This is a genomic window from Photobacterium ganghwense (assembly GCF_017329545.1).
GTDB lineage: Bacteria > Pseudomonadota > Gammaproteobacteria > Enterobacterales > Vibrionaceae > Photobacterium > Photobacterium ganghwense.
In genome coordinates this window covers 1,804,945-1,831,296 of record NZ_CP071325.1, presented here as the reverse complement: position 1 = coordinate 1,831,296, position 26,352 = coordinate 1,804,945, and the positions used below count along the sequence as shown (strand labels likewise).

22 protein-coding genes are annotated in these 26,352 nt (G+C 50.9%); 8 read left to right on the top strand and 14 right to left on the bottom strand.

Going from position 1 to position 26,352, the window contains the following annotated elements; translation table 11 throughout:
- Positions 1-28: 28 nt before the first annotated feature.
- From gabT to FH974_RS08435, 8 genes are read right to left on the bottom strand one after another with little or no spacing between them, the layout of a single operon-like run.
- Complete coding sequence (gabT, locus tag FH974_RS08470) at positions 29-1,300, bottom strand: 4-aminobutyrate--2-oxoglutarate transaminase (RefSeq protein ID WP_047885490.1); 1,272 nt, start codon at positions 1,298-1,300, stop codon at positions 29-31.
- 10 nt (positions 1,301-1,310) lie between these two features.
- On the bottom strand, positions 1,311-2,744 hold the full coding sequence (locus FH974_RS08465) for an NAD-dependent succinate-semialdehyde dehydrogenase (protein WP_047885489.1): 1,434 nt from the start codon (positions 2,742-2,744) through the stop codon (positions 1,311-1,313).
- Positions 2,745-2,795: 51 nt separating this feature from the next.
- On the bottom strand, positions 2,796-3,884 hold the full coding sequence (aguA, locus tag FH974_RS08460) for an agmatine deiminase (protein WP_047885488.1): 1,089 nt from the start codon (positions 3,882-3,884) through the stop codon (positions 2,796-2,798).
- 24 nt (positions 3,885-3,908) lie between these two features.
- Entirely contained in the window at positions 3,909-4,778 is an 870-nt protein-coding gene (aguB, locus tag FH974_RS08455) for an N-carbamoylputrescine amidase (RefSeq protein ID WP_047885487.1), read from the bottom strand.
- A gap of 15 nt (positions 4,779-4,793) precedes the next feature.
- Positions 4,794-6,071 carry an NAD(P)/FAD-dependent oxidoreductase gene (locus tag FH974_RS08450; protein WP_047885486.1) on the bottom strand — a complete coding sequence of 426 codons (1,278 nt, stop codon included), beginning with the start codon at positions 6,069-6,071 and terminating at the stop codon, positions 4,794-4,796.
- A gap of 18 nt (positions 6,072-6,089) precedes the next feature.
- Entirely contained in the window at positions 6,090-7,568 is a 1,479-nt protein-coding gene (locus tag FH974_RS08445) for an aldehyde dehydrogenase (RefSeq protein ID WP_047885485.1), read from the bottom strand.
- A gap of 26 nt (positions 7,569-7,594) precedes the next feature.
- Positions 7,595-8,152, bottom strand: coding sequence for an HTH-type transcriptional regulator PuuR (gene puuR / locus FH974_RS08440; protein WP_047885484.1), 558 nt, complete (start codon positions 8,150-8,152; stop codon positions 7,595-7,597).
- On the bottom strand, positions 8,130-8,894 hold the full coding sequence (locus FH974_RS08435) for a gamma-glutamyl-gamma-aminobutyrate hydrolase family protein (protein WP_047885483.1): 765 nt from the start codon (positions 8,892-8,894) through the stop codon (positions 8,130-8,132). The genes puuR and FH974_RS08435 overlap by 23 nt, the downstream gene beginning before the upstream one ends.
- A 349-nt stretch (positions 8,895-9,243) precedes the next feature.
- Between FH974_RS08435 and FH974_RS08430 the strand changes: the two genes are divergently transcribed.
- Both FH974_RS08430 and FH974_RS08425 read left to right on the top strand, forming a co-directional pair.
- Positions 9,244-10,587 (top strand): glutamine synthetase family protein, encoded by a 1,344-nt coding sequence (locus FH974_RS08430; RefSeq protein WP_047885482.1) that lies wholly within the window; start codon positions 9,244-9,246, stop codon positions 10,585-10,587.
- 29 nt (positions 10,588-10,616) lie between these two features.
- Positions 10,617-12,092 carry a Na+/H+ antiporter NhaC family protein gene (locus FH974_RS08425; protein ID WP_047885481.1) on the top strand — a complete coding sequence of 492 codons (1,476 nt, stop codon included), beginning with the start codon at positions 10,617-10,619 and terminating at the stop codon, positions 12,090-12,092.
- Positions 12,093-12,278: 186 nt separating this feature from the next.
- On the opposite strand, the gene phnR is transcribed toward FH974_RS08425, so the two are convergent.
- From phnR to FH974_RS08410, 3 genes are all read right to left on the bottom strand, one after another.
- Positions 12,279-12,980, bottom strand: a complete 702-nt coding sequence (gene phnR, locus FH974_RS08420; RefSeq protein WP_047885480.1) for a phosphonate utilization transcriptional regulator PhnR — start codon at positions 12,978-12,980, stop codon at positions 12,279-12,281.
- A 250-nt stretch (positions 12,981-13,230) separates the two neighbouring features.
- Positions 13,231-14,946, bottom strand: coding sequence for a putative 2-aminoethylphosphonate ABC transporter permease subunit (locus FH974_RS08415; RefSeq protein WP_047885479.1), 1,716 nt, complete (start codon positions 14,944-14,946; stop codon positions 13,231-13,233).
- Positions 14,947-15,035: 89 nt separating this feature from the next.
- Entirely contained in the window at positions 15,036-16,112 is a 1,077-nt protein-coding gene (locus tag FH974_RS08410; protein WP_207103178.1) for a putative 2-aminoethylphosphonate ABC transporter ATP-binding protein, read from the bottom strand.
- A 340-nt stretch (positions 16,113-16,452) separates the two neighbouring features.
- Between FH974_RS08410 and FH974_RS08405 the strand changes: the two genes are divergently transcribed.
- Positions 16,453-16,614, top strand: coding sequence for a hypothetical protein (locus FH974_RS08405; RefSeq protein ID WP_157038321.1), 162 nt, complete (start codon positions 16,453-16,455; stop codon positions 16,612-16,614).
- 87 nt (positions 16,615-16,701) lie between these two features.
- Here the strand turns inward: FH974_RS08405 and FH974_RS08400 are convergent, their stop codons facing one another.
- The gene (locus FH974_RS08400; RefSeq protein ID WP_047885476.1) at positions 16,702-17,715 is read right to left on the bottom strand and encodes a putative 2-aminoethylphosphonate ABC transporter substrate-binding protein; all 1,014 of its coding nucleotides are present in this window, start codon (positions 17,713-17,715) and stop codon (positions 16,702-16,704) included.
- Positions 17,716-18,012: 297 nt separating this feature from the next.
- Between FH974_RS08400 and phnW the strand changes: the two genes are divergently transcribed.
- From phnW to FH974_RS08375, 5 genes are all read left to right on the top strand, one after another.
- Complete coding sequence (gene phnW, locus FH974_RS08395) at positions 18,013-19,110, top strand: 2-aminoethylphosphonate--pyruvate transaminase (protein ID WP_047885700.1); 1,098 nt, start codon at positions 18,013-18,015, stop codon at positions 19,108-19,110.
- A 108-nt stretch (positions 19,111-19,218) separates the two neighbouring features.
- On the top strand, positions 19,219-20,616 hold the full coding sequence (locus tag FH974_RS08390; RefSeq protein ID WP_047885475.1) for an aspartate aminotransferase family protein: 1,398 nt from the start codon (positions 19,219-19,221) through the stop codon (positions 20,614-20,616).
- Positions 20,617-20,724: 108 nt separating this feature from the next.
- A complete protein-coding gene (gene phnX / locus FH974_RS08385) occupies positions 20,725-21,537 on the top strand; it encodes a phosphonoacetaldehyde hydrolase (RefSeq protein WP_047885474.1) in 813 nt (270 codons plus the stop codon).
- Positions 21,538-21,908: 371 nt separating this feature from the next.
- Positions 21,909-23,126, top strand: a complete 1,218-nt coding sequence (glgC, locus tag FH974_RS08380) for a glucose-1-phosphate adenylyltransferase (protein ID WP_047885473.1) — start codon at positions 21,909-21,911, stop codon at positions 23,124-23,126.
- Between the two features lie 322 nt (positions 23,127-23,448).
- On the top strand, positions 23,449-23,847 hold the full coding sequence (locus tag FH974_RS08375; RefSeq protein ID WP_047885472.1) for a hypothetical protein: 399 nt from the start codon (positions 23,449-23,451) through the stop codon (positions 23,845-23,847).
- Between the two features lie 88 nt (positions 23,848-23,935).
- Here FH974_RS08375 and FH974_RS08370 read toward each other — a convergent pair whose 3' ends face one another.
- Both FH974_RS08370 and FH974_RS08365 read right to left on the bottom strand, forming a co-directional pair.
- A complete protein-coding gene (locus tag FH974_RS08370) occupies positions 23,936-25,348 on the bottom strand; it encodes a basic amino acid/polyamine antiporter (protein ID WP_047885471.1) in 1,413 nt (470 codons plus the stop codon).
- 219 nt (positions 25,349-25,567) lie between these two features.
- Positions 25,568-26,041, bottom strand: a complete 474-nt coding sequence (locus tag FH974_RS08365) for a cell division inhibitor SulA (RefSeq protein WP_047885470.1) — start codon at positions 26,039-26,041, stop codon at positions 25,568-25,570.
- Between the last annotated feature and the right edge of the window lie 311 nt (positions 26,042-26,352).

Sequence of the window (26,352 nt, the reverse complement as noted above, 5' to 3'; positions counted from 1 at the left end):
TCTTATCTCGGGATATCGTGAGACGTTATCAGGCTGTGGCTTTCAGTACCTCAGCCAGTTTGTTCAGACCCTGCTCCAGTGTTTCATTGTCAATCGTCAGCGGTGGCAACAGGCGAATGACATTGCCTTTCACACCACAGGACAACAGAATCAGGCCGGCTTGCTGTGCCTGACCGATAATGGCTTTCGTCAGGTCTGGCAGCGGCTTACCGGTTGCCGGGTCAGTAAATTCAATGGCAATCATGGCACCCAGTGCGCGGATATCACCCATGGCTGGCACGTCCTGTTGCAGTGCTTCCAGACGGGCTTTGGCAATTTCACCAATATTCAGGGCTTTGTTACACAGCTGCTCTTCTTCAATGATGTTCAGCACTTCAAGACCTGCGACACAGCCCAGTGGTGAACCGGCGTAAGTACCGCCCAGACCACCCGGGCCCGCGGCATCCATGATCGCGGCTTTACCGACAACCGCAGACAGCGGGAAGCCACCGGCGATACCTTTTGCCATGGTCATCAGGTCAGGTTCGATACCCAGATATTCTGTGGCGAACAGCTTGCCGGTACGGGCAAAGCCCGTTTGAATTTCATCGGCGATAAGGACAATACCGTGCTGATCACACAGGGCGCGAATGCGTTGAGCAAATGCAGGAGGCGCCTGGTAAAAACCGCCTTCACCCTGAACCGGTTCAAAGATAATGGCTGCCACACGGCTTGGTTCGATATCACAGCTGAACAGGTCGTCAATGGCCTGCAGGCTGTCATCGATTGAAATACCGTGGTACGCATTTGGGTAAGGCACGTGGTAAATCTCGTTCGGGAACGGTCCGAAGCCCGCTTTGTATGGTGCGACTTTACCAGTCAAACCCATGGTCAGGTTAGTACGGCCGTGGAAACCACCTTTGAAAGCAATCACGCCGCTGCGCTTGGTGTGGGCACGAGCAATTTTAATCGCGTTTTCAACCGCCTCGGCACCCGTGGTCAGAAAGACCGCTTTAGCATCCTGAATAGGAGCCACTGTTGTCAGTTTGTCAGCCAGCTCAACAAATGAGGCGTACGGCGTGACCATGGCGCAAGTGTGGGAAAATTTATCCAGCTGCTGCTTTACGGCTTCCACAATGCGAGGGTGGGAGTGGCCGGTATTGTTCACGGCGATACCGGCGGCGAAGTCGATATACTCGTTGCCTTCCACATCCCATACCTTGGCATTCAGGGCTTTCTCTACGTACAGCGGATACGCGGCACCCATGCCTTGAGCGATCACTTGTTGTCTTTGGTTGTGCAGTTCCTGATTGGATTTCATGTTCATTTCCTTATTCGTTAATGCCGCCGAAGCAGAGATATTTGATTTCCATGTACTCATCGATGCCTTGTTTGGCACCTTCGCGGCCAATGCCGGACTCTTTCACTCCGCCAAACGGAGCAACTTCGGTTGAAATAATGCCTTCGTTAATACCGACCATGCCGTATTCCAGTGCTTCTGCGACTTTCCAGATGCGCTTGATGTTCTGGCTGTAGAAGTAAGCGGCCAGACCGTATGGTGTGTCGTTTGCCATCTCGATCAGTGCTTCATCGCTGTCGAATTTGATCACCGGAGCAACCGGGCCAAAGATCTCCTGCTGAACGATGTCCATCTGGTGGTCGACATTGACCAGAATCTGAGGTGGAACAAACAGGCCGTCTGCCGGAATTGGCTCACCCAGTTGGGTCGCACCTTGCTGGCAAGCCTGATTGATCAGGTGGGTGACTTTGTCTTTGGCGGCCTGGTTGATAACCGGCCCGATAGTGACGCCTTCATCCAGTCCGTTACCGGTCACCAGTTTGTTGATTGTGGCGTGGAACTGAGCCACGAAATCGTCGTAAATGCGGCTGTGAACGTAGAAGCGGTTGGCGCATACACAGGTCTGTCCGGCATTGCGGAATTTAGATGCGATGGCTCCCTGAATAGCAGCCGGAATATCCGCGTCATCAAAGACGATGAACGGCGCGTTGCCACCCAGTTCCATTGATGTGCGTTTCACGGTGTCTGCGCATTGTTCCATCAGCAATTTGCCAACCCGGGTTGAGCCGGTGAAAGAAAGTTTGCGGATCAGCGGGCTGGCGGTGAAGATCTGGCCGATCATGCGCGCGTTATCACTGCATACCACTTTCAGAATGTCGCGTGGAATTCCCGCCTGATAGGCAAGTTCCGTGATAGCCAGCGCAGACAGGGGAGTCAGTTCTGAGGGTTTGACAATGAAGCTACAGCCGGCTGCCAGCGCAGGGGCGGCTTTACGCGTGATCATCGCAATCGGGAAGTTCCACGGCGTAATGGCACAGGCAACACCGATTGGCTGTTTGATGGTCATCAGGCGGCGGTCTGCGGTATGACCCGGAATGGTCTCACCATAAGTACGCTTGGCTTCTTCTGCAAACCATTCGATAAAGCTGGCACCGTAGGCCACTTCGCCTTTTGCTTCTGCCAGCGGTTTACCTTGCTCCAGCGTCATGATGCGTGCCAGATCGTCCTGGTTGTCATGAATCAGCTGAAACCAGCGGTTCAGGCACTGAGCACGGTGCTTGGCCGTGGTCTTTGCCCAAGCTTTTTGCCCCTGGTGAGCGGCCTCAATCATGTCCTGTAAGGCGGATTCGCTAACGGTAGGCACGTGACCCAGTACTTCGCCGGTAGCCGGATTGGTGATGGTCAGGGTGTGAGAACCCTGTTCGCTCAGTCCACTGAGCAAACTTGCATTGTTAATCTGGTGCATAGTTTGTCCTAATTCAGAGCAGGCCGCCGCATTGCGTGCGGCCTGAATTTGTCATAATCCGCTTGGGATCTGCTGGGTAATGCAGTGAATGTTGCCACCACCCAGTAATATTTCTCGTGCCGGGATACCCACAATCTGATAATCGGGCAGGGCATCCTGCAGGGATTGCATTGCCAGACGATCGGTGATCGGATCCAGCAGTGGCATAAACACCGTATGGTTGATCATCAGGAAGTTGGCGTACGAGCCGCTTAAACGCTCCCCTTCAGTACGGTTCATGCCCTCTGACTGAATCACACCCTCTGCTTCTTCTTTACTGAGATACAGCGGTCCCGGCAGCGGAAGCTTGACCACTTCAATCCGGCGTCCGCGGGCATCGGTACTGTTCACCAGTACTCGCAGCGCCTCACGGGAAAGTGTGTACTGCGGATCGCGGACATTGTCAGTCCAGGTCAGTGCTACTTTGCCCGGCGCAATCACATGCAGCAGGTTATCAACGTGGCCATCGGTTTCGTCATTGAACAGGCCATTCGGCAGCCAGATGACTTTTTGGATACCGAGATACTCGGCCAGTTGTTGCTCAATGTCGGCTTTGGACATGGACGGGTTACGCCCCGGACTCAGCAGACATTCCTCTGTCGTGTAAAGTGTGCCCTGACCGTCGGTATGAATCGCACCCCCTTCGAGTACAAACGGTGCACGGTAGTGATCTAAACCGAGTTTGGCGCATACGGCTGCCGCCACCTGGTCATCATCTTCCCAGTAGTCATACAGCCCGTTATAGTCGCCACCCCAGGCATTGAACTGCCAGCTGACGCCGCGTCGCTCGCCTTGGTCGTTCACCAGAATGGTCGGACCGATGTCCCGCATCCAGGCATCGTTATACGGCATGATTTCCAGTGAAATCGCATCATCCAACAGTTGGCGGGCATATTCTGCCTGCCATTTGCTGATAACAACGCATACCGGGACGGTTTTCACGATGGCATTGGCCACATCAGCAAACGCGCGTTGCGCCGGTTTGGCATCGTTACGCCAGTTGTCAGTCCGCTCCGGCCAGGCGAGCCAGACTTGTTCCTGCCGGGCAAATTCGGCAGGGAAATAAAAGCCATCCTGTGCAGGCGTGCTGGCTAGTTCCATCGGGGATCTCCTTATCTCTCTGAATCAGTTATCACTCAGCTTGTTTACGCGGTGGTAAAGTTCAGGGCGACGGTCGCGGAAAAGTCCCCAGCTGTGGCGAGCTTTGGCCGTGGCTTCCAGATCAATCGTGGCATAGATGATGGTTTCTTCATCACGGCTGGCTTCGGCCAGTTTTTCACCGGTGTGGTTGGTGATAAACGAGGAGCCGTAGAAAGTGGTTTCAATACCGTCGTCCAGTTCCACACCGGTACGGTTTGAAGCAATCACCGGTACCAGGTTTGCCGCAGAGTGGCCCTGCATGGTGCGCTGCCAGTGATCGCGGGAGTCCAGAGTCGGATCCTGCGGCTCAGAGCCGATCGCGGTTGGGTAGAAGATCACTTCCGCGCCCTGAAGCACCAGGCTGCGCGCCAGCTCAGGGAACCACTGATCCCAGCAGATCCCGGCACCGAAGCGACCGAAGCGGGTATCCCAGACTTTGAAGCCAGTGTCGCCAGGGCTGAAGTAGAACTTCTCGCTGTAGCCAGGGCCGTCAGGGATGTGCGATTTACGGTAGTTGTCCATCACCGTACCATCGGCATCAATCATGACCAGTGAGTTGAAGAAGGTATTACCGGATTTCTCGAAGTAGCTGACCGGAATAACCACGCCACACTCTTTGGCCAGCTCGCTCATGGATTTGATCAGCGGGCTGTTTTCCAGTGGTTGTGCCAGCTCGAAGTATTTTGCTTCCTGTTTCTTGCAGAAATACGGAGCGGCGAACAGTTCTTGCAGTACCACCACGTTAGCACCGTTCTCGGCTGCTTCACGGACATGCTGGCGAATCTTTTCCAGGTTGTTGTCTAAATCCCAGCTGATAGAAAGCTGGACGGCAGCAAAAGTGACGTTTTTAGGCATAATGATAATCCTTTATTAAATAGCCAGTTTGTCTCGTAGGTTGTAATAAGCCGCACCCAGTGCAGTGAACGGCACCTGGAAGTGGCGACCGCCTGGGAAGGCATAGTGTTTCAGCGATGCAAAGGCATCAAAGCGTTCGGCATGGCCGGTTAGGGTTTCAGCCAGCAGCTTGCCCGCCAGGTGGGTACAGGTAACCCCGTGGCCGCTGTATCCCTGCAGGTAGTAAATATTGTTATCAAAACAGCCGAACTGCGGCATGCGGGAGTAGGTCAGCAGGAAGTTGCCGGTCCATGCGTAATCAATGCCGATGCCTTTCAGCTGCGGGAAAATCCCTTCCATCTTCGGACGAATCAGTTGTTCGACGTTTTCCGGATCACGGGCACCGTACACCACACCGCCTCCGAACAGCAGGCGCTTGTCAGCCGTCAGGCGGAAGTAATCAAGCAGGTAGTTGCAGTCTTCAACGCAGTAGTCAGATGGCAGCACAGATTGCAGTTGTTCATCGGTCAGCGGCTGGGTAGCAACGACCTGCGTGCCGCATGGAATCGCTTTGTTACTGATGTTGGGTGCCAGACCGCCGAGATAGGCGTTACCGGCCAGAACCAGGTAACTGGCTTTTACGGAACCCTTTGCGGTGTGCGCGACAGCTTTGGCGCCTTTTTCGATACGCACGACTGCGGATTGTTCAAAAATCTGGCCACCCAGCTGAGTAACAGCTGCTGCTTCGCCCAGAGCCAGCTTCAGCGGGTGAATATGGCCACCACGGTTATCCAGCATACCGCCGACATAGGCATCGGTCCCCAGGGCTTCACGCATCTGGTTTTTGTCCAGCAAACTCAGCTGATCGTTACCAAAGCGTTCCCAGTTGGTTTTGTGCTCTTCCAGCCCACGCATCTGTTTATGGTTCAGTGCTGCAAATACGCCGCCTGGTTTATGATCACACTGGATATCGTAGGTGTTGATCAGGTCGCGGATGATGTCGCCGCCTTCAAAAATCATGTCACATAGCGCTTTGGCGATTTTCGGCTCATAGCGCTTCTCGATAACATCGACGTCACGGCTGTAGCTGTTTACAATCTGGCCGCCGTTGCGTCCGGTCGCGCCGAAACCAATCTTGGCACTTTCCAGCACGACCACTTTGAATCCCTTCTGGCTCAGGTGCAGGGCAGAGGAGAGACCCGAGAAACCGGCTCCAACGATACAAATATCCGCCTCGATATGGTCCTGCAACTGCGGGTAATCGGGCATATTGTCGATGGAGTTGGCGTAGTAAGAATCAGTGTGCTTGTTCATAATCACGTCCTTTTATTTTTACAAGCGGATCCAAGTGGTCTTGGTTTCTGTGAATTTCTCGATGGCATGCAGTGACTTGTCACGGCCGTTGCCACTCATTTTGAAGCCACCGAAAGGCACCGTCATGTCGCCTTCGTTGTAGTTGTTGACCCATACTGAACCGGCTTCCAGCTGCTTGGCCACACGGTGTGCCTGGCTCAGGTCAGAACTCCATACTGCGGCACCCAGGCCGTATGGGGAGTCGTTGGCAATACGAATGGCGTCCTGTTCATCTTTGAACGGAATCACACACAGTACCGGGCCGAAAATTTCTTCACGGGCAACGCGCATCTGGTTAGTAACGTTGTCGAGGATAACCGGGGCGACAAAGGCACCTTTCGCATCCACATCACCGCCACACAGCACAGTAGCGCCTTCCTGCTGGGCGAGGTCAACGTAGGACAGCACTTTGTCTTTATGATCCTGGTCGATCAGTGCACCCATCGAAGATGTCGGGTCGAGCGGATCTTTCGGCGCAAAACGCTGCGCAGCTGATACCACTTTGTCGATGAAGGCATCTTTGATGCTTTCTTCAACCAACAGACGAGTGGCAGCCACACAAACTTCGCCCTGATTGTAGAAACAACCCGCCGCCGCTTCGGCAGCCGCTTTGTCGAGATCTTGGTAGTTGGCAAAGACGATGTTGGCGTTCTTACCACCGGCTTCTGCCCAGACTTTTTTCAGGTTGGTTTCACCGGCGCACACCATCAGGTGTCCGGCAATCTTGGTTGACCCGGTAAAGGTAATACAGTCAACATCGTGATGACGGGCCAGTGCTTCACCGGCTTCGTGGCCCAAGCCCGGAATGACCTGGAACACACCGGCAGGCAGACCGGCTTCATTGGCCAGCTGACCCAGATAAATAGCAGTCAGGGACGATTTTTCTGACGGTTTCAGAATCACGCTGTTGCCTGCCGCCAGGGCAGGTCCCAGTTTCCAGCAGGCCAGCCAGAGCGGGAAGTTCCATGGCACAACCGCGGCGACTACTCCCATCGCCTGATGGGTAATAAAGGCATGAACGTCATGTTCGGTTGGGGCGACTTCGCCGTACACTTTGTCAATGGCTTCGGCATACCAGCGCAGAGAAGCTGCGGCACCTGGAATATCGGTCGAGTGGGCGTGTGCAATGGGCTTGCCGGTATCGAGTGATTCCAGCAGCGCCAGTGTATCGCGGTGAGTGTCAATCAGTTCCGCAAAGCGGTAGAGGACTTTTTTACGAGCGGCTGGTGGCTGGTGTTGCCAGCAGCCGTTTTCAAATGCCTGGCGGGCGTATGAGACAGCAAGATCAACATCATGTTGTTTGCAGCGTGCGATTTGGCCCAGTGTTTCAGCGGTCGCAGGGTTAATGTTACTGAATGTCTCGCCGTCAGCGGCACTGACATATTCCCCGTTGATGAATGCCCGCGTTTCAAGCCGGGTTTGGTCTTTCAGTTGCTTCCATTCCTGCTGCGATTTCATACGCTCTCCTTGAACAGGACAGGGCGCTAGAAAGTCGCAGGCGTGTGAGCACTGATGATCTTACAGACCCTGTCGGATTTATTGGTAAATTTGTGGGCGATGGTTGTGTCAATCAGGTAAGACTCTCCCTGCTTGATCACATAAGTTTTATCGCCGTATTCCAGTTCTATTTCGCCTTCCAGTACGGTGCCGGCTTCTTCACCCTCGTGCTGAATCACTGCCGCGCCGGTACTGGAATGTGGGCTGTATTCTTCAATCAGAAAACCCATTTTGCGTTCTTTGGTGCCGTTACATACCAGCTTCATCGATACGCTTTCACTGCCCATTTCAACAAGTTCTTCGGCAGTGAGTACAACCTTTGCTTCTTTCTTCTCGTTTTGTTCAAACGTGAAAAACTCAGATAACGACAAAGAAAACACATTGACGATTTTCTGCAGGGAACTGACAGATGGACTGACCTTGCCGTTTTCAATCGATGAAATGGCACTGTTGGTCATGTGTGCTTTCTCTGCCAGTTCGCGTTGAGACATTCCGTGCTCTTTACGCAAACTGGCTATTTTGTTACCTATCGCTTCGTTGTCCACTTCTCTTGGCTCCATTACGTTGAGATGAAGCCATAATAAAGTGTCTGAACAAAAACTGTGAGAACTGATTGTGTTTTGCTTGCCATTCTGGGTGCCATTGCACACCAACAAAGTACGGGTGTTCAGGCAGACTGAATGCTTCAATCAGGCCGTCAGGTGCGCAACCTTCCACGCGTAAGCCAGGCGCCAGCTGATTGATCCCCTGATTGTGCAGGGTATTGACGCTAAATGTGTTTTGCTCGCCCAGCCAGTCAGAAAACAGGCCGCCGTGTTCAACATGAATCGGGTGGGCCGGACCGTATTTAACCGCAAAGTCCTCTGACGGATTTTCGCGGTGGTCGTTATAACCCACATGGCGCACGTGTGGGTGCAGGCTGCCGCCTAACGCCACATTCATTTCCTGGAAGCCACGGCAAATCCCCAAAGCAGGGATACGTTGCTCTATAGCGGTGCGAATCAGCTGCAATGCGAGTTCATCACGTCCTTCATCGGTGTAATCCTCATCATGCGTGGCCTGATAGCGGTGTGGCGCAACGTTGGAGTGACTGCCCGGAAACAGGAAGCCGTCAAATTGTTCGCACAGTGTGCCCAGCGCATCTTTGTTCAGTGCCGCCGGTAACAGAACCGGGATCCCGCCAAAGTCAGTGACAGCATTAATATAAAACTCATTAACCGATTGAATTAAATAACCATTCAATTTCTTCTGACAGCTAACGATGGCGATGACTGGTGATCTATTCATTTTTGTCTAACACTTCTTGTTCGAAATATTTAACATTGACGTTACAAAACGTAATCGATTTACGCAACGTTCATGCTCAAAAAGAATGAAATTTTGTGATTGTGATCGCTGAAATGCCATTTAATCACCAAAATAGTGTTTAAAATATTGAGCAAAACTCGATCGTTGTGTTAATAATTTGTTACTCGCTTGAGTCAATTGAAATGCGCAATCAGAGAATAAACAATTAAAAAATAAGGAATATTTTTCTTTTTGCTTAGTTGTAACATTCGATGGTGTGTTCTAAATAATTAATTTTTGCGTTCGGTTGAATATGACAGGCGATGAAAAATTAGCCGGAGACAATTGTATGGATACATTCGAATCTGAAATTAAAAATTTTTTACAAAAATGGCCTGAAACCGAATTTGTGGATCTCGTTTTTACCGACATTAATGCCACCCCTCGCGGGAAGCGTATTCCTGTCAATGCCTTGAAGAAGGTGGTGAATGGTGTACCACTGCCGGTTTCAACAATCACACTGAGCAATGCAGGGAGCGTGATTGAAGAAGCCGGGCTGGGAGAAGCGCTGGGTGAACCGGATCATATCTGTATGCCGATTCCGGGCACGCTGACGCCGACTGCCAATCCAAGTGTGGCGCAGCTTTTGCTTTCGATGATGGACAGCTCCGGCGAGAAGCCAAGCCGTCTGTTTATTCGAAACGTGCTGGAGCAGATCCTGGACACGCTACATAAAGACGGAAAATACCCGGTTATCGCGCTGGAGCTGGAGTTCTATCTGGTCGATAAGAAGCGGGCGGAAAACGGGCTGGTGCGACCGGCACATAACCCAACTAAGAATCGTCAGGAAAAAGACACGGCAGTGTATGACATCGACAGCCTTGATGATTACGCGGCGTTCCTGTCTGACCTTAATACTGCAGCGCAGAAGCAGGATCTGAATACGTCCGGTGCGCTGTCAGAATCGGCGCCGGGTCAGTTTGAGATCAACTTCAACCATACCGACGATGTGCTCAAGGCGTGTGATCAGCTGATTTTTGCCAAGCGTCTGATCCGTCAGGTTGCGCATCAGCACAACTTTGATGTGACGTTCATGGCGAAACCTTTTGCGCATGAAGCCGGTAATGGTCAGCACATTCATATGAGTGTGGTGGATGAGCATGGCGAAAACTTGTTCTCGAACTCGAATGGGGATGCCAGCCCGCTGTTTTACCAGACGCTGGCGGCGATGATTCACGCCATTCCAAGTTCTATTGCACTGTTGTGCCCGAATGTGAACTCTTACCGCCGTTTCTCGCTCGGGTCGTATACTCCGACAAAAGCAGACTGGGGCGAAAACCACCGTGGTGTTGCGCTTCGCATTCCGATGAGTGACAGCAGTAACCGTCGTATTGAGCACCGTATTGCCGGCGCCGATGTAAACCCGTATGTTCTGGCGTCAGTGGTGTTGTCAAGTGTTCTTGCGGCTCCGCACTTTACTCCGGAGCAGTGCCCACCGCCATTAAGCAAGAATGCGGCCTCGATTCCGACCCGAATGTCTGATGCATTGGCTGAACTGGAACAGGGCGAATTCGGACAGTATCTATCAGAGGAATTTATTCACATTTATTCAGCCTGTAAGCAAAGCGAACTGACTGAATTTGAAACTGCGGTCACGCCATTAGAAGTTGAATGGATGCTGCACACAGCTTAGCAAAGACCAAAATAAAGGAAGGAATCTGTATGACGACCCAAAACACAGTGCTTGATACCCCCGTCAAGCCCAGCAATAGCTATTGGTTCTATCTGGTCGCCGTTTTTGGCGCCATTGCTACCTTTGTCATTATCGGTAACAACCATATACAGGGTGAGGCTTACGGTTGGGTAAGCCTGTTACCGACCCTGTTTGTCCTTGCGTTTGCGTTGATCACTCACAGGACAGTTGAAGCCCTGTTCAGTGGTGCGATCATGGGCTTGCTGATGATTGATCCGGCAAACCTGGTTGGCGGGGTCGTCGATGTCTCTCTCAGCGTGATGATGGATGAGACGATCGCCTGGGTTATTCTGGTGTGTGGTCTGATGGGTGGTCTGATTGCCATCCTCGAAAAAGGCGGCAGTATTCTTAGCCTGAGCAGTGCGCTGGTCACCAAAGTGAAGAGCCGCAAGCAGTCAATGTTGCTGACTTTCCTGTTGGGGATTCTGGTATTCATTGATGATTACTTGAATGCAATTGCCATCTCATCATCAATGAAACGCATCACCGACAGCTACAAGATCTCTCGCGAGAAACTGGCGTACCTGGTCGATTCAACGGCGGCACCCATCTGTATCATCATTCCTATCTCAACCTGGGCGGTGTTCTTCAGTTCCCTGCTGGAAGATAACAACGTGGCCGAAACCGGGGGTGGTCTGGGTGTGTATATTCAGGCGATTCCTTACATGGCTTACGGCTGGGTAACGCTGGTGGTGGTACTGCTGGTCGCAACTGACAAACTGCCTGACATGGGCGCGATGAAAGTGGCGGAAGCACGTGCCAAGAGCGGACAGGTGAAGCCCGAAGGCGCGACTGAGATCAACTTCGGTGACAACATTGAGCCTCATCCGAATGCGTTCCTGGGTGTGATGAACTTTGTACTGCCAATGGTCGTGCTGGTTGGTGCGAGCTGGTACTTTGACATTGACCTGCTGGCTGGCGTATTTGCGGCAATCATGTTCACCATTTTCTTCTACGGTATTCAGCGACTGCTGAGCCTGGACACCATGTTTGATGCTATCTACGACGGTATCAAAGTGATGATGGTGCCACTGGCAACAGTAGTGGGTGGTTTCATGCTGAAAAACGTGAACGATCAGCTGGGTCTGACGCAATACGTGATTGAAGCGGTGTCACCATGGATGTCACCTGGCTTCTTCCCGGTGATTATCTTCCTGGTGATGACAGGGCTGGTGTTTGCGACAGCATCGTCCTGGGGACTGTTTGCGGTAGCGATGCCAATCGTGTTCCCGCTGGGTGAGCATCTTGGGGTGCCGGTTCACATCACTGTGGGCGCGCTACTGTCAGCATCAGCCGCGGGCAGCCACTCGTGCTTCTTCAGTGACTCAACAGTTCTGTCAGCACAAGGCTCTGGTTGTACGGCGATGCAACACGCGCTGACTCAGCTGCCATATGCACTGATCGGTATTATCTCGACAGCCGTGTTCTTCATTGCTGTTGCCTAAAACCACGGTTGTTGGATAAAAACCACGGTTGTTAAAAAAACACGGTTGATGGATAAGCACACGGTTATCCATGAGACACCCGTATAAACAAAGCCCGGGCCAATTGGTCCGGGCTTTTTGTTTTATCAGGGGTTAAAGCTGTGGTGTGGCAAACACGTTTGGCCACCGCGATGGTGAGTCAAGGTTTTAGTCGAGCGTAGCGGTAGACTCAATGCTGATCGCATCGTGTCGCCAGTATTCCAGATCACAGTCAATCACATTGCCGTGCTGGTCGTAGTTCAGTCGCTCGACCAGCATCGCCGGGCTACCTGCCGTAGCACGCAGATGCTGGGCCGTGTCACCGAGTAACGAAGTGGTTCTGACCCGGTAGCGTGTTTTGGAATACAGCACGCCGTACTCTTCCCGGTAGATAGTTGTCAGCGAGTGGGTAAACGACCTTTCCAGCAAGCCAGGGAAAAAGCGCGGCAGGATAAAGTTGGTCACTACCACCACAGGGCGGTTTTCGAGAAAACGAACCCGATCGATACGGTAAACTTCCGACAAGGGCGGAACTTTGAGCAGCGATGCCGCACGACGGCTGGCCGGGATCAACCGGGCCTGAATCAGTTCACTGCGTGCCGTCCGGCCTTGCTGGCGTGCCATTTCCGGAAAATTGGTGGTGTAGGTAGGGTCGTATCGCAGCGGTTGCGGCGAGACAAACCAACCGCGTCGGTCTTCCCGGTACAGCTTTCCTTCGGCTTCCAGCAGCGCGAGAGATTCACGTAATGTCACACGCGTGGTATTGAAAGACTCTGCCAGCTTTCGCTCTGCAGGCAGTTTATTTCCGGCAACCAACAGACCGGCATCAATCTGCTCGTTGATGGCTTCCATGATTTTCAGATATTGCACAATTCACCTTATCAGAATGCAAATTCGATTAACGGCACCTGCGGGCGGTTAATTGGATTGGCATTATATCAGGCTTGCTTGACCGGCTGTAAGCACAAACCCAACGGCACTAGGACGGTAATCGATGAGTATGACGGTTTGTTGAATCGGGCCGCAACGCTTTCTAATAATGGATTTATTAGTCAGGGAGTTACGGCCCGGCAGGCAAACAGGCAAGTTGTGGCAGCCTGCGCCAAAATCACTGAGGCGGTTAGCGTTTGCGCCACGCCTGGGTGTAACGCTCAATCAATTGGTGGCTACCCACTTGCAGCAGTTTCACGCCTGCGGCCGTCAGCAGAATCATAACAGCCATCGCAGCGGCCGGACCGGTCTGACCGGCATCGTCCATATTCAGTACCGATACAGACGCAGGCAGGGTGTCGGTCGCATACAGGAAGACAATGGCAGAGGTGGTTGTCATGGCATTCACGAACAGGTAAACCGCAATGTCGAGGATGGCTGGCAGACAAACCGGCACCGTGACTTTGAAAAACACCTTGTATTGCGGCATTTTGATGGATGCAGAAATGGCTTCGACCTCGGCTGGCAGCTGTTTCAGTGCCGTCAGTGCCGTCATGTGTCCGACCGTGTAGTAGTGAATCACGGTGTTGATCACCAGAATGGCCATGGTGCCGTACAACATCGTCAGCGGGTTTGCCTGATCGTTAAAGAAGAAGATGTAGCCCAGACCCAGAACCATGCCCGGTACAGCCATAGGCAGGATGGCGAGCATTTGCAGCAGGCTGCGCAGCGGGGCGAACAGGCGGCCTTTTTCAATGCAGTACGCCCCGATAAAAATCACCACCGTTCCCAGCAAAGCGACCATGCCAGACAGGTGCAGCGAGTTGAAATACGGTTCCCAGCCATAAGTACTGAACTGCTCAAAATTGTAGTTGTTCAGGCTGAGCGTCAGGTTCCAGGGCCAGAAGGTCACCAGAGAGCCATAGACCGCCATACCGATCACGGCCAGGATCATCACCGAAAGAGTGGCGCAGAACAGGAAGCACAGGCCGTCTCGTACCGGGCTCGGTGTTGGCACGTAAGCCACCGAACGGGAATCAAACAGCCCCTGTTGTTTTTTCTGTACCCAGCGGTCGGCCACAAAGGCGAGCAGAGCAGGCAACAGTAGCAATACGCTGGTGACGGCACCCATCGAGAAGTTCTGCTGACCGACAACTTGCTTGAAGATGTCCGTCGCCAGTACGTTGTAGCTGCCGCCGATTACCTTCGGTACCCCGAAATCACACACCACGAGGGTAAACACCACGATCAGGGTGCTGATCAGGCCATATTTCGCGGCTGGCAAAGTAACAATGAAAAAGGTTTTCAGGGATGAGGTATTGAGCGCTTTGGCTGCCTCGTACAGACGAGCATCCGAGGTGCGCAGTGAGGTAGTCAGAATCATCACGGCGTGAGGAAACGTCCAGAAGATCAGGCCCATGGCGATCCCGATCGGACCGTATACTGAATGGCCCATGAGCAGATCTTTGGCGATCCCCTGATTACCGAACAGATAGATCAGACTGATCGCCGGCAGCAGAGATGGCGCCAGAATAGGTGCAGAGCCCAGAATACTGAACAGGCCTTTCAGTGGCATACAGCTGCGGGTCAGCGCAAAGGCATAACCAAATGACAGTAGCCCGACGCACAGTGTGACGATGATCCCTAGGGTCAGGGTATTTTGCAAGGACTGCCACAGGGCCGGTGAAGCAAAGTACGTGACAAAGTTAGCAAGTCCGACGAACTCTCCGTCCGCATTGAGCACGCTTTTTTGCAGCATGGCGAACAGCGGACCAATTACAAAGGTGCCCAGTATGGCCAGAATCAGCAGCAGAACGGTGCCGAGGATCAGGTTATCTTTACTGAGAGAGGCGGAAAATTGTGCCAGTCGCTGGCGTGTTGTTATTGGTGCCGTTTGCGTGTTCATTGGCGATTGTCGTTTGGCCGTCTCTTGGGGACTTAACGTGCTCATTCCAGTATCCATTACAGTTTCTCTTCCTGTGTCCATGCCCGAATTCATGCTTGCGCCTGAAAAATATGGGCGTGTTTGTTCGACAGATTGACGAAGTGGTAATGGCCGCGTTCCAGCGCCAGTTCACGTAATTCACGGATAGGGACATCTACTTTGATCGTGCCGCCCTGATATTCCCCCTGCACGCGGCATTCAGCCCGTACATAGGTGCCCTGAAACTCCAGCTCTTCAATCTTGACCGGGAAACTGGAAGCGGTTTGTTTTCCGATTTCCAGGAAGTGAAGGTCTTCCGGGCGCATTCCCAGTTCGAACTGCACGCCGCGTTTCAGGCTGTCACACGGTTTTGGCAGCAGGGTTTCACCAATACGGATGTCTTGCTCGCTGACCACAGACGCCGGAATGAAATTCATGTTGCCCACGAAGTCAGCCACGAATCGTGAGGCCGGTTTCTGGTAGATTTCCTGTGGGGTGCCAACCTGTTCAATGACGCCGTGATTCATCACCACGATGCGATCAGCCATTGCCAGCGCTTCTTCCTGATCGTGCGTCACCATGATGGTGGTGATCCCCAGTTTGCGTTGCAGGCGACGGATTTCATCACGCAGGTGAGATCGCACTTTTGCATCAAGGGCGGACAAAGGTTCATCAAGCAGTAACAAACCTGGTGATAATGATAAGGCGCGAGCCAGTGCGACACGCTGTTGCTGACCGCCGGAAAGTTGGTTCGGGTACTTGATACCAGCATCGGGCAGACCGATAACTTCCAGCCAGTGATTGACGGCGTCATCGACGGTTTTGTTGTCCTTGCCCTGATTACGCAGGCCAAGGCCGATGTTTTCTGACACGGTAAGGTTAGGAAACAGGGCATAAGACTGAAAAACGATCCCGAAATCGCGTTTTTCAGGGGAAAGGAACGTGGTTTCTTTACCACCTTGGGTAATTTTGCCTGAAGAGGCCAGATCCAGTCCGGCAATGGCACGCAGCAGTGTGGTTTTACCGCAACCCGACGGCCCCAGAAAACAGATAAATTCGCCTTTGCGGATATCAAGGGAGATGTCGTTCAGCGCAGTAAACTGACCGTACTGCTTACTGACATGTTCAATCTTCAGATACGTTTCCATGTTGTTTCTCTTTAAATTTGGTATATACCAAATTTAAAGGCGCAGCATGACACTTAAATGACAAGCGTTTTACGATAAAAAGACATTTTTGACATGGAAAATCTTGTCCGGGCTGACCATACTTAACCAGTGCTGAATGCGGCATTTTTTGTTGTACAAAAATAAGCAGTATGACGAGCAAGCCACGTTTTTTGTTTCCCGGAAGCTTCAATATGTCGATGTCTGAGGGGGGACTGACCAGAAAGGTGTAGGCCAGTCTATCCATTAATGCTTTGAGGCCACCTGGGAATGCGGGCAGGTGGGGCCCTGAAAGTTACACTTACTTCATAAGGAATGAAGCATGGAAAGACAAATGTTAATTCGCAATATCTCTTATATGGAGCGTGAGCTGTCTGAAATGAAAAAAGAGCTGGCAAAGCTGGATGCCCGCAAAGAGCAGCAAGAGAGTGCACAACAACAAGAACAACAGGTGAGCCTCTCTTATGCGCATTATCAGTTATGATGCGTTGCCAGACTGTTTAAGAGAAAAACGAAAGCGTGGTGACTGTCGTCACCACGCTTTTTTTGTTTGTGCTGATTAGGCCAACGTTTATGAGCGAGGCTCAGATTTCGCGTCGAACTTCTCAGACCAGGTTTTCAGCACGGCTTCACGGCTGACTGCCATTTTGCCGAAGTCCAGATTCAGCATCGCTTTTTCTACATCCGGGTAATTCTTCACTGGCGCACTCACGTCTTTGTGTGCCACAACCGGGTAGTACTCACTGTACAGCTTGTTCGCATCTTTCGAAACTGACCAGTCAACCAGACGTTTCGCAGCGTCAGATTTCGTGTTCACCAGACCCACGGCTTCAGCTTCCCAGCCCACACCGCCTTTTGGCAGGATGATGTCGATAGGGGCACCTTGTGTTTTCAGGGTTGCTCCGCGAAGCGCCATTGAAATGCCGATAGCCACTTCACCCATACCGGCCTGAACACATGGCTTAGAGCCAGAATGTGTGTAGTGCGCGATGTTGTTGTCCAGTTTCTCCATGTAGGTCCATGCTTGTTGCTCACCCATAGATTGGATCCAGGCGGAAACCTGCATGTAGCCGGTGCCGGATGAAGCCGGGTTTGGCATCGCGATGTGGCCTTTGTAAACAGGCTTGAGTAAGTCGTCCCAACTTTCCGGTTTTGGCAGGCCTTGAGCTTTGGCGACCATTTCATTGAAACAGACCGCATTAAAGAAGGCATCGTTACCGAACCAGGCTTTGTTGTCCTGTGGATCCACCATGCTTGGACGAACGTCAGCCAGCCCCTTTGGTGAGTAAGGCTTCAGCACACCTTCTTCTTTCAGTAGCGCCATTGATGAACCTGCCAGACCCCAGACGACGTCAGCACGCGGGTTGTCTTTTTCTGCCAGCAGTTTGGCTGTCATGATACCGGTTGAATCGCGAACCCATTTGATTTTGATGTCTGGGTTAGCTTTTTCGAAGGTCTTTTTGTAGTTCGCCAGCATGTCAGTTTCGAATGCTGTGTAGACCGTCAGTTCCTCAGCTGCAAATGCAGAAGAAGCGGTCAGGGCTGCAATTGCAGTCAGAGGGGCAATAATCCAACGGTTTTTCATCGTTCTTTCTCCATGAATGATATTGGCGACCAAACTGGTCTTTACCAGATGTTTTCGACCCGGATGATGCTAGGAAGGAAAGATGACAGTTAGATGATTGGAATATTGCATTTTGCTAACAATTTTATTGAAAGGGATTTGACGACAAATTCCGGCTAATCAGCGCAAATTTGTCATGAAAGTGACATATGAAGATTTTGTGAAATGTCCCGGCCGGGGATTTACACAAAATAATCCGGGTCGGTATAGTTTAATCAATCTGGTATAGTCCAAAATTGGAAGAGAAAAATGGAAAACTTGGATAATCAATATCTGTTGCTGACACCGGGCCCACTGTCAACCAGCCGTACAGTACGTGAAGCCATGCTAAAAGACTGGTGTACCTGGGATGATGAATACAACAAAGGGGTTGTAGAGGTGATCCGTCAGCAACTGGTGGCGCTGGCAACAGAATCGGAAGGTTATACAAGTGTCCTGATGCAGGGCAGCGGAACCGCTTCAGTAGAAGCGACTATTGGTAGTGTCATACCGACTGACGGTAAGTTACTGGTGATCAATAACGGTGCATATGGTGAGCGTATCGGCCAGATTGCCCAGTACCTCAACATTGCCCATACAGTGCTGGATCTCGGTGAAGTGGCGCAGCCTGACGCTGACTATATTGCTCAGCAACTGGATCAGGATCCGGCCATCACACACGTTGCCATGGTTCACTGTGAGACCACGACCGGTATGTTGAACCCAGTTGCTGCGGTATGTGATGTAGTAAAAGCCCGAAACAAAATCATGATTCTGGATGCGATGTCCAGTTTCGGTGGGATCCCAATGGATATCGGTGTGATGGGTGTTGATTTTATGATCAGCTCGGCCAACAAATGCATTCAGGGCGTACCGGGTTTCGGGTTTGTGATAGCCAAGCAGGCGGAACTGGAACAATGCCGTGGTCGTGCCCGTTCGCTGTCTCTGGACTTGTTTGATCAGTGGGCATGCATGGAAAAAAATCAGGGTAAATGGCGTTTTACCTCACCGACGCATACGGTTCGAGCTTTCCATCAGGCCCTGATTGAGTTGGCTGACGAGGGTGGCGTAGCGGCACGTTATCAGCGCTACCATACCAATCAGAGAATTTTGGTTGAAGGTATGGAATCACTGGGTTTCCGTTGTCTGCTGGACGCATCGCTGCATTCACCCATCATTACGTCTTTCTACTCACCGGAACATGCTGAGTATGATTTCAAACGTTTCTACACGCTGCTGAAAGAAAAAGGCTTTGTTATCTATCCGGGTAAGGTTTCTAACGCTGATTGCTTCCGTATCGGAAATATCGGTGACGTTCACAACCAAGACATGCACCGCCTGATTGATGCAATTCGTGCGTCAATGTACTGGGCCTGAAAGTGATGGCTGTAAAGACGCATTAATTTACGGATGCGTTGGTAATAAAAGAAGCATGACTCAACGAAGCGCAGGCTTAAAGAATCACGGGAAAGAAAGGCTCTGAACATGTCTACTCAGGTCCACTCGCAATCATCGCTGTCGGCACAGTTACTGCGCAGCGAAGGGGATACCAATATTACGCCGGCCCGGCAACGCTGGACGCAAAGTATTGCGGACCCCACGACCCAACAAATGCTGGAGCAGGACAGCCGGTATTTCCTGCACCAGTCAATGTCAACGCCATGCCTTGATGCGCTGGTTGAAGCGGAAGGGATTTACCTGCGGGATGCCGCTGGTAAACGGTATATGGATTTTCATGGCAACAATGTCCATCAGGTGGGTTACGGGCATCCGCACGTGGTGAACCGGATTCAGAATCAGATCGCAGCGTTGCCGTTCTCACCGCGCCGGTTTACCAATCAGACAGCGATTGATTGCGCGAAAAAGCTGACAGAAATCGCCGGGGGGGAACTGAACCGGGTACTGTTTGCGCCGGGAGGAACGTCGGTTGTCGGGATGGCACTGAAGCTGGCTCGCCATGTTACCGGTAATTACAAAGTGGTGTCGCTGTGGGACTCATTCCACGGGGCGTCCCTGGATGCGATTGCGGTCGGCGGGGAAGCGTGTTTTCGTGAAGGTATGGGGCCGTTACTGGCCGGAGTGGAGCGAATTCCGCCTGCGATCACCTACCGGGGTGCTTTCCCGTCACCGGATGGCAGTGATGTGCACTATGCGGACTATTTGGAATATGTAATCGAAAAAGAGGGCGGCGTCGGTGCATTTATCGCTGAAGGACTGCGAAATACCGATGTACAAATTCCAAGCCGCGCCTACTGGCAGCGTATCCGAGAAATCTGTGACAAGCACAATGTGTTGCTGATCATCGATGACATACCGAACGGCATGGGCCGAACCGGTCACTGGTTTACGTATCAGGCTTTTGGTATCGAACCGGATATCCTTTGTATTGGAAAAGGATTGGGCGGGGGCATCGTCCCGATGGCGGCCATGCTGACCAAAGACAAATACAACACGGCTTCACAGGTATCGCTGGGGCATTACACCCATGAGAAAAGTCCGGTGGGCTGCGCCGCTGCGCTGGCCACGATAGAAGTCATTGAGCAGGAATCACTGCTGGCCAAAGTTAAAGACGATGAGGCCTACGTGCGTGACAGGCTCCGGGCAATGCAGTCGCGCTATTCACTGATTGGCGACATTCGGGGAATGGGGCTGCTCTGGGGAATCGAGCTGGTGACCTGCCGTGAAGCGAAAAGGCGCGCCTTGGATGAAGCCGAATCTATTTTGTATCGCTGCCTTGAGCTGGGACTCAGCTTTAAAGTGTCACAGGGTAACGTTTTGCAGCTTAGCCCACCGTTGATTATTGAGCGGGGCGAGCTGGAGCACGCTTTGGACATTGTCGAACAGGCAATCCGGGAAGTATCGGATTTACAGCACAACTGCTAGCGGCAGTTGAATCACCATTATTTACATCAAAGAAGATTGAACTCTGAGTTTGCCCGATAATTGTGCAGTTAGCCCGGGGCGGCTCCTCACACAGAAAAGGATAGAACCATGACTAAGTATGTTCAGGCGGTAATGTTTGACTGGGCCGGTACAATTGTTGATTTTGGCTCGTTTGCACCTACCACCATTTTTGTGGAAGCATTCCGCCGTGAATACGACTTCGACATTTCCCTGGAAGAAGCGCGTGTTCCGATGGGACTCGGTAAGTGGGATCACATTCAGGCGGTTGGTGCGCTGCCGAGTGTCAGTCAGCGCTGGCAGGCTCAGTTTGGCCGGGCGATGGAAAAAGCGGATATCGATAAGATTTATCAAACCTTCATGCCGCTCCAGGTAGCGAAGGTCGGTGAGCATGCGGATTTGATCCCTGGTGCGAAAGCCGTTGTGGATGGTCTGCGCGAGCAGGGCATTAAAATTGGTTCATGTACCGGCTATCCGCGTGTCGTGCTGGACGCTCTCATCCCAGCCGCAAAAGCGAATGGTTATAGCCCGGATTGCGCGGTTGCAACTGATGACTTAGCTGCGGGCGGTCGTCCGGCACCTTACATGGTGCTGCAGAACATGATTGAGCTTCAGGTCAGTGATGTCAAAGCGTGTATTAAAGTGGATGACTCTGTGCCGGGTATTACAGAAGGTCTGAATGCCGGTATGTGGACGGTCGCCCTGCTGTTGTCCGGTAACGAAGCGGGTCTGACTCAAGCGGAGTTTGAAGCGTCTGATGAAGCGACGCTGGCTGCCGCGCGAGCCAAAGCGCAGGATGCCTTTGCCCATTCTGGTGCACATTACCAAATTGATACCATTGCGGATTTGCCAGACGTTGTAGCCGATATTGAGCGTCGTCTGGCGGAAGGTGAACGCCCTTGAGGGTACGCTTGATGCTGGTGGCTTAGTTTGCGCTGCCACGATCTGGTGCAGCGTCATCTGGTTCTCCACGGCGGGGAACCTGAACTGACTAATAAAGCGGGCTTCAAGCAAAAGAAACACAGCTTATAACAACAAAAACCTAATCTGAATGAACCAGTTAGCCCTAATGGTGCGGTCATACGCCATTAGGGCTTTTTTAGTGCACTATTCTTACTGGAGGCACCAAAATGAAGCGCTGAAAACCCATCTGATGAAAAGGTGAAGGATTTTTATTAATAATCATTGGGTTACGATTCCCTCATTTTGGTCTGAATCTTGCTGTTTATGTTTTTGAAATGTGCTCATATGGATTAAGCGTTAGGGGATAAGTAATGAAACAAGAGACAATTTCCGTCATTCTTGCTGGTGGTGTGGGGTCGCGATTATCGCCTTTGACCGATAATCGTGCAAAACCGGCGGTGCCATTTGGTGGTAAATACCGCATCATCGATTTCACGCTCACCAACTGTCTTCATTCTGGCCTGAGACGCATTCTGGTGCTGACGCAATACAAATCCCATTCTTTACAGAAGCATTTACGGGATGGGTGGTCGATTTTCAATCCGGAGTTGCGGGAATATATCACAGCCGTCCCCCCTCAGATGCGCACTGGTGCCAGTTGGTATCAGGGCACGGCTGATGCCATTTATCAGAACCTCTACTTGTTGACCCGGAGCGAAGCCAAGTATGTCGTTGTATTGTCGGGTGATCACATCTACCGGATGGACTACGCGCCAATGCTCAAACACCATGTTGAAAGTGAAGCCGAACTGACTGTGGCTTGTATGGAAGTGCCGCGTGAGCAAGCAAGTGCTTTCGGGGTAATGGCTGTTGATGAAAATCATAAAATACAGTCATTTACAGAAAAACCTGACGATCCGCTTCCTATCCCGAATAAGCCAGATGCCTGTCTGGTCTCGATGGGGATTTATATCTTTTCGATGGATGCACTTGAGCGTTCCCTGCGTAAAGACGCCGCGAACCCGGATTCCAGTCACGATTTCGGGAATGACATTATTCCGGAATTGATTGATGGCGAGCGGGTGTATGCTTATCAGTTCGGTGGTGAAGAAGGGCGGGTGAGTCAGGATGCGTACTGGCGAGATGTGGGGACGATTGATTCCTACTATGAAGCGAACATGGATTTGCTATCGCCGCAGCCGCCCATGGATCTTTATCAGAAAGAATGGCCGATTCGAACCTATGAGCCGCAATTACCGCCGGCGCGGACGGTTTCTTCACCACAGGGCAATGAAGGGATTTTTATTAATTCCATCATTTCAAGCGGCGTTGTCGTCGCCGGTGGCTCGGTACAGAACTCTATCCTGTTTCCAACGGTTCGTGTGGATAATGCTGCGGTAGTGATTAACAGCATCCTCTTCGAGAATGTCTCGGTCGGTGATGGTGCACACCTTGAAAATTGTATCATCGACAAGCACGTTGTGATTCCACCGGGTACCCAAATTGGCGTAAACAAAAAGCAAGATGCAGAACGTTTCAAAGTCTCTCCGAATGGTGTTGTCGTGATCCCTTCCGATTATCAGTTTTAAATGTTCAGGCTGGCAGTTTGACGAGATGTAGCGAATTGCCAGCGCTGCTTACCTGCCAAAATCCAAGCGTACTAGCAAAAATTGACTTTTATATCAAGAAAGGCCAAAAGTTTATCGTCGGTTTTGTTGATGTTAATCAATTGTTTCTTATGTATTTTCTATTTGCTACATGATGACTTAAAAAGAAGATCCGCTGCATATTTTTATAAATTCGACATAGATCAAATAATGCTACGACGTATAGTGGAAACAGGGTAGTTTGTAATCAGCCCGATGCATTGAGTGATTACCAACAGCAGTAATGTTTCTTGTAAGGACGATTATGGAAACATCAGTTGATTTCTCAAGTCATGAGAATGTGACGTTTAACTACACCACATTCTTATCTGCATCCTGCAAACAGAGGATGACTTTGTTTGATGCGTTAAAGTCACTCGTTCCGGCATTTGAAATATCATGGACTTCGACAATGCCGTCGGGAATGACAAACTCTGAAAAATTGCAGTTGCAGGCACTGAAAGTTTTATCTACCAGTGTGAGTGATACCAACAATATTATTCGATTGTTGCGTCTGGCCCGAGCAGAGCACATTGATGAGTTAACGATCCAGCTTCCCTATGCGTTCGAGGATGAACAATTAGGTGAGATCGAATCAAAATCAATGTGCAAACTCATCCTGTTGGATGAGCAGGGTGAAGTAATCAGAGCGCATATGCTGTAACAGGCCCAATCAACCAAAAAACAAGCCAGCATATAAGTGCTGGCTTTTTCTTTTTGCGCTCAAGCAGAGTCGGGTTGCTAAGCGCAACTTATAAATGAAGCATACCTTGCCAGAGCATGCCGACAGCCAGGCAGGCCGCCGCAGTAAGCAGGCTGGCTGCGGTTTTTTCCTTTCCGACGAACGGGTTTATATTCTGCTCGCGTTTAGCCTGGATATAAAAGTACAGCCCAGGCAGGTAAAGCAGTGCTGATAATAACAGGTAGTTCAGGCCTGAAGCATACAGTAACCAGAGGCCGTACAAGCTGGCGGCAATACCGACAAACAAGAGTTTGCCGCGATTTTTTTGTTCCAGCGCCAGCTTGAGAGTGTAGGCTCCTACCAGGAAGTAGGGAACTAGGATCATCTCTGAGGCGATGGCCAGCAATGTGTCGTATGTACTGCCGGCAAACATCACAAATAGCAGTGAGAGCTGAATACAGACGTTTGTCAGCATCAGGGATTTGATTGGGCTACCGGCCTCATTTTGTTCCGCAAAGCGTTTCGGGAACATGTTGTCTCTTGCTGCCAGATAAGGGGCTTCCGAAGCCAGCACTGTCCAGCTGAGAAATGCACCGCAAACCGAAATCAGCAGGCCACCACCAATAATATACGTTCCCCATGGGCCTAGGATTTCGGTCAGTACCTTCGCCATTGACGGGTTTTGGTAACTAGCTAATGTCTCTGTGCTAACAACTCCCATCGACAATAACGTGACAAACACATAGATAGTCAGGGCGGTCAGCAGACCCAGAATAGTGGCGCGACCAATATCACGGCGATGGCGTGCCCGGTTTGACACCACCACAGCACCTTCAATCCCGATAAAGACCCAGACTGTAATGAGCATGGTGGATTTAACCTGAGTGATCAGATTGTGGCTCTCGCCGAAGTGCAGACCCGAGAAGTCAAAAACAAAAATGTCCCAGCGAAACGCGATGAGGGCAGTAATGATAAACAGGCACAGAGGAATCAGTTTGGCACACGTGGTCACGAGGTTAATCAGTGCTGCGGTCTGTACCCCGCGTTTAACCAGGAAATGAACCATCCACAATAAGACCGAGGAACCAATGACTGACAACCAGGTGTTGCCCTGACCAAACAAAATGTTATCTGGCTGGTCGAAAAGCATTCCCAGGGTGCTGAATACGATGACCAGATAAGAAACGTTTGCCAGCATTGCACTTAACCAGTACCCCCAGGCTGAACAAAAGCCGATAAAGTCACCGAAACCCGCTTGTGCATAGCCAAATACTCCACTGACAATATGTGGCTTTTGTTCAGCCAAATATTGAAAAGACAGAGCAAGAAAGATCATTCCGATGCCGGTGATAGTCCAGCCAATGATGACCGCAGCCGGACTGGCAACCGCTGCCATGTTTTGCGGTAAGCTGAACACTCCGGCACCTATCATAGAGCCGATGACTAAGGCGGTTAGCGAGCCTAAACCCAGTTTGTTATCCATTTTTCTATCCGGTATTAATCTCTTATTGCAGGATATTTTCGGGTCTATTATGAGGTAATTCTATGAACTTACACGCCTAAGGTGATGTAAGTCACGTAATGAGTAGTTAAAAACACTATTCATTGTACTGGATCAAAAAAGCCATCAGCGTTTGCAAATGGCTTTATCAAAAGGATGGCACGAAAAGTTTATAAACAGGGAGTAAATGTGCCGCTTTGATCAATGAAAAGTGATTTGGCTTTTGCTATCACGATTAATTACAAAGGCATAGCTGGCACCAAAATCGGAAGCGTCACGAATATCGGTACTGGTGAAGGCTTCAATCTCACCCGTAGCGATTACCGCGCTACAGTTACCTGAACGTAGTGCTTGTGCCATCAGAGCCTGATCACTCTTTCCTTTCTTATTGGTCAGCACCAGAACTTTGTGCAGATCAATGCCAGCGCTTTTCAGCAAATTCTTATCCACCAGGGATTCTTGTCCGATAAACATGATCCAACGATTCTGTTCGCTGGCCTGTTTCAGGATACGAAGAAAATACGCCAGTTGCGTTTGTGTACGGTCTGAAAAGCAGACTTCAATCGGGCATTTAACAGCTTTCGGAGACGATGGGGCAGCAGTCTGCGCCGTAAAAGTTGCCTTATAAGCTTGAGAAGCAGAGATTGAATGTAAGTGTTCAAGGTAAGCTGCCATAGTCCATCATCCTCACAGTGTTTATTTATACATGCTGTATGTCTATACAGTAGTTGTGTTCGGATATTGATGCAAGTGTTTTTTGTGTGTCAGTTCCAGTCTCATTTTGGATTCTGTCCGGCTGAATGGGATTATGGAGATGATTTTAAAATATTGATAAATAATGGTTTTTTTGTTAATTTTTGAACAGGTAGGAGATCAAGGCAATCCAGGTTTAGCGAGAAATAAAGGCGAATATTTGTGATGAATTTTTTATGATCATCACATTGATATAACTGTCTTATACAGTAATTTAAGGTGGTGTGGGCAAA

Bases quoted from the DNA above. Each gene is read 5' to 3' on its own strand.
- gabT (WP_047885490.1), bottom strand. From the start codon at position 1,300: ATGAAATCCAATCAGGAACTGCACAACCAAAGACAACAAGTGATCGCT.
- FH974_RS08465 (WP_047885489.1), bottom strand. From the start codon at position 2,744: ATGCACCAGATTAACAATGCAAGTTTGCTCAGTGGACTGAGCGAACAG.
- aguA (WP_047885488.1), bottom strand. From the start codon at position 3,884: ATGGAACTAGCCAGCACGCCTGCACAGGATGGCTTTTATTTCCCTGCC.
- aguB (WP_047885487.1), bottom strand. From the start codon at position 4,778: ATGCCTAAAAACGTCACTTTTGCTGCCGTCCAGCTTTCTATCAGCTGG.
- FH974_RS08450 (WP_047885486.1), bottom strand. From the start codon at position 6,071: ATGAACAAGCACACTGATTCTTACTACGCCAACTCCATCGACAATATG.
- FH974_RS08445 (WP_047885485.1), bottom strand. From the start codon at position 7,568: ATGAAATCGCAGCAGGAATGGAAGCAACTGAAAGACCAAACCCGGCTT.
- FH974_RS08435 (WP_047885483.1), bottom strand. From the start codon at position 8,894: ATGAATAGATCACCAGTCATCGCCATCGTTAGCTGTCAGAAGAAATTG.
- FH974_RS08430 (WP_047885482.1), top strand. From the start codon at position 9,244: ATGGATACATTCGAATCTGAAATTAAAAATTTTTTACAAAAATGGCCT.
- FH974_RS08425 (WP_047885481.1), top strand. From the start codon at position 10,617: ATGACGACCCAAAACACAGTGCTTGATACCCCCGTCAAGCCCAGCAAT.
- FH974_RS08415 (WP_047885479.1), bottom strand. From the start codon at position 14,946: ATGAACACGCAAACGGCACCAATAACAACACGCCAGCGACTGGCACAA.
- FH974_RS08410 (WP_207103178.1), bottom strand. From the start codon at position 16,112: ATGGAAACGTATCTGAAGATTGAACATGTCAGTAAGCAGTACGGTCAG.
- FH974_RS08405 (WP_157038321.1), top strand. From the start codon at position 16,453: ATGGAAAGACAAATGTTAATTCGCAATATCTCTTATATGGAGCGTGAG.
- FH974_RS08400 (WP_047885476.1), bottom strand. From the start codon at position 17,715: ATGAAAAACCGTTGGATTATTGCCCCTCTGACTGCAATTGCAGCCCTG.
- FH974_RS08390 (WP_047885475.1), top strand. From the start codon at position 19,219: ATGTCTACTCAGGTCCACTCGCAATCATCGCTGTCGGCACAGTTACTG.
- phnX (WP_047885474.1), top strand. From the start codon at position 20,725: ATGACTAAGTATGTTCAGGCGGTAATGTTTGACTGGGCCGGTACAATT.
- glgC (WP_047885473.1), top strand. From the start codon at position 21,909: ATGAAACAAGAGACAATTTCCGTCATTCTTGCTGGTGGTGTGGGGTCG.
- FH974_RS08375 (WP_047885472.1), top strand. From the start codon at position 23,449: ATGGAAACATCAGTTGATTTCTCAAGTCATGAGAATGTGACGTTTAAC.
- FH974_RS08370 (WP_047885471.1), bottom strand. From the start codon at position 25,348: ATGGATAACAAACTGGGTTTAGGCTCGCTAACCGCCTTAGTCATCGGC.
- FH974_RS08365 (WP_047885470.1), bottom strand. From the start codon at position 26,041: ATGGCAGCTTACCTTGAACACTTACATTCAATCTCTGCTTCTCAAGCT.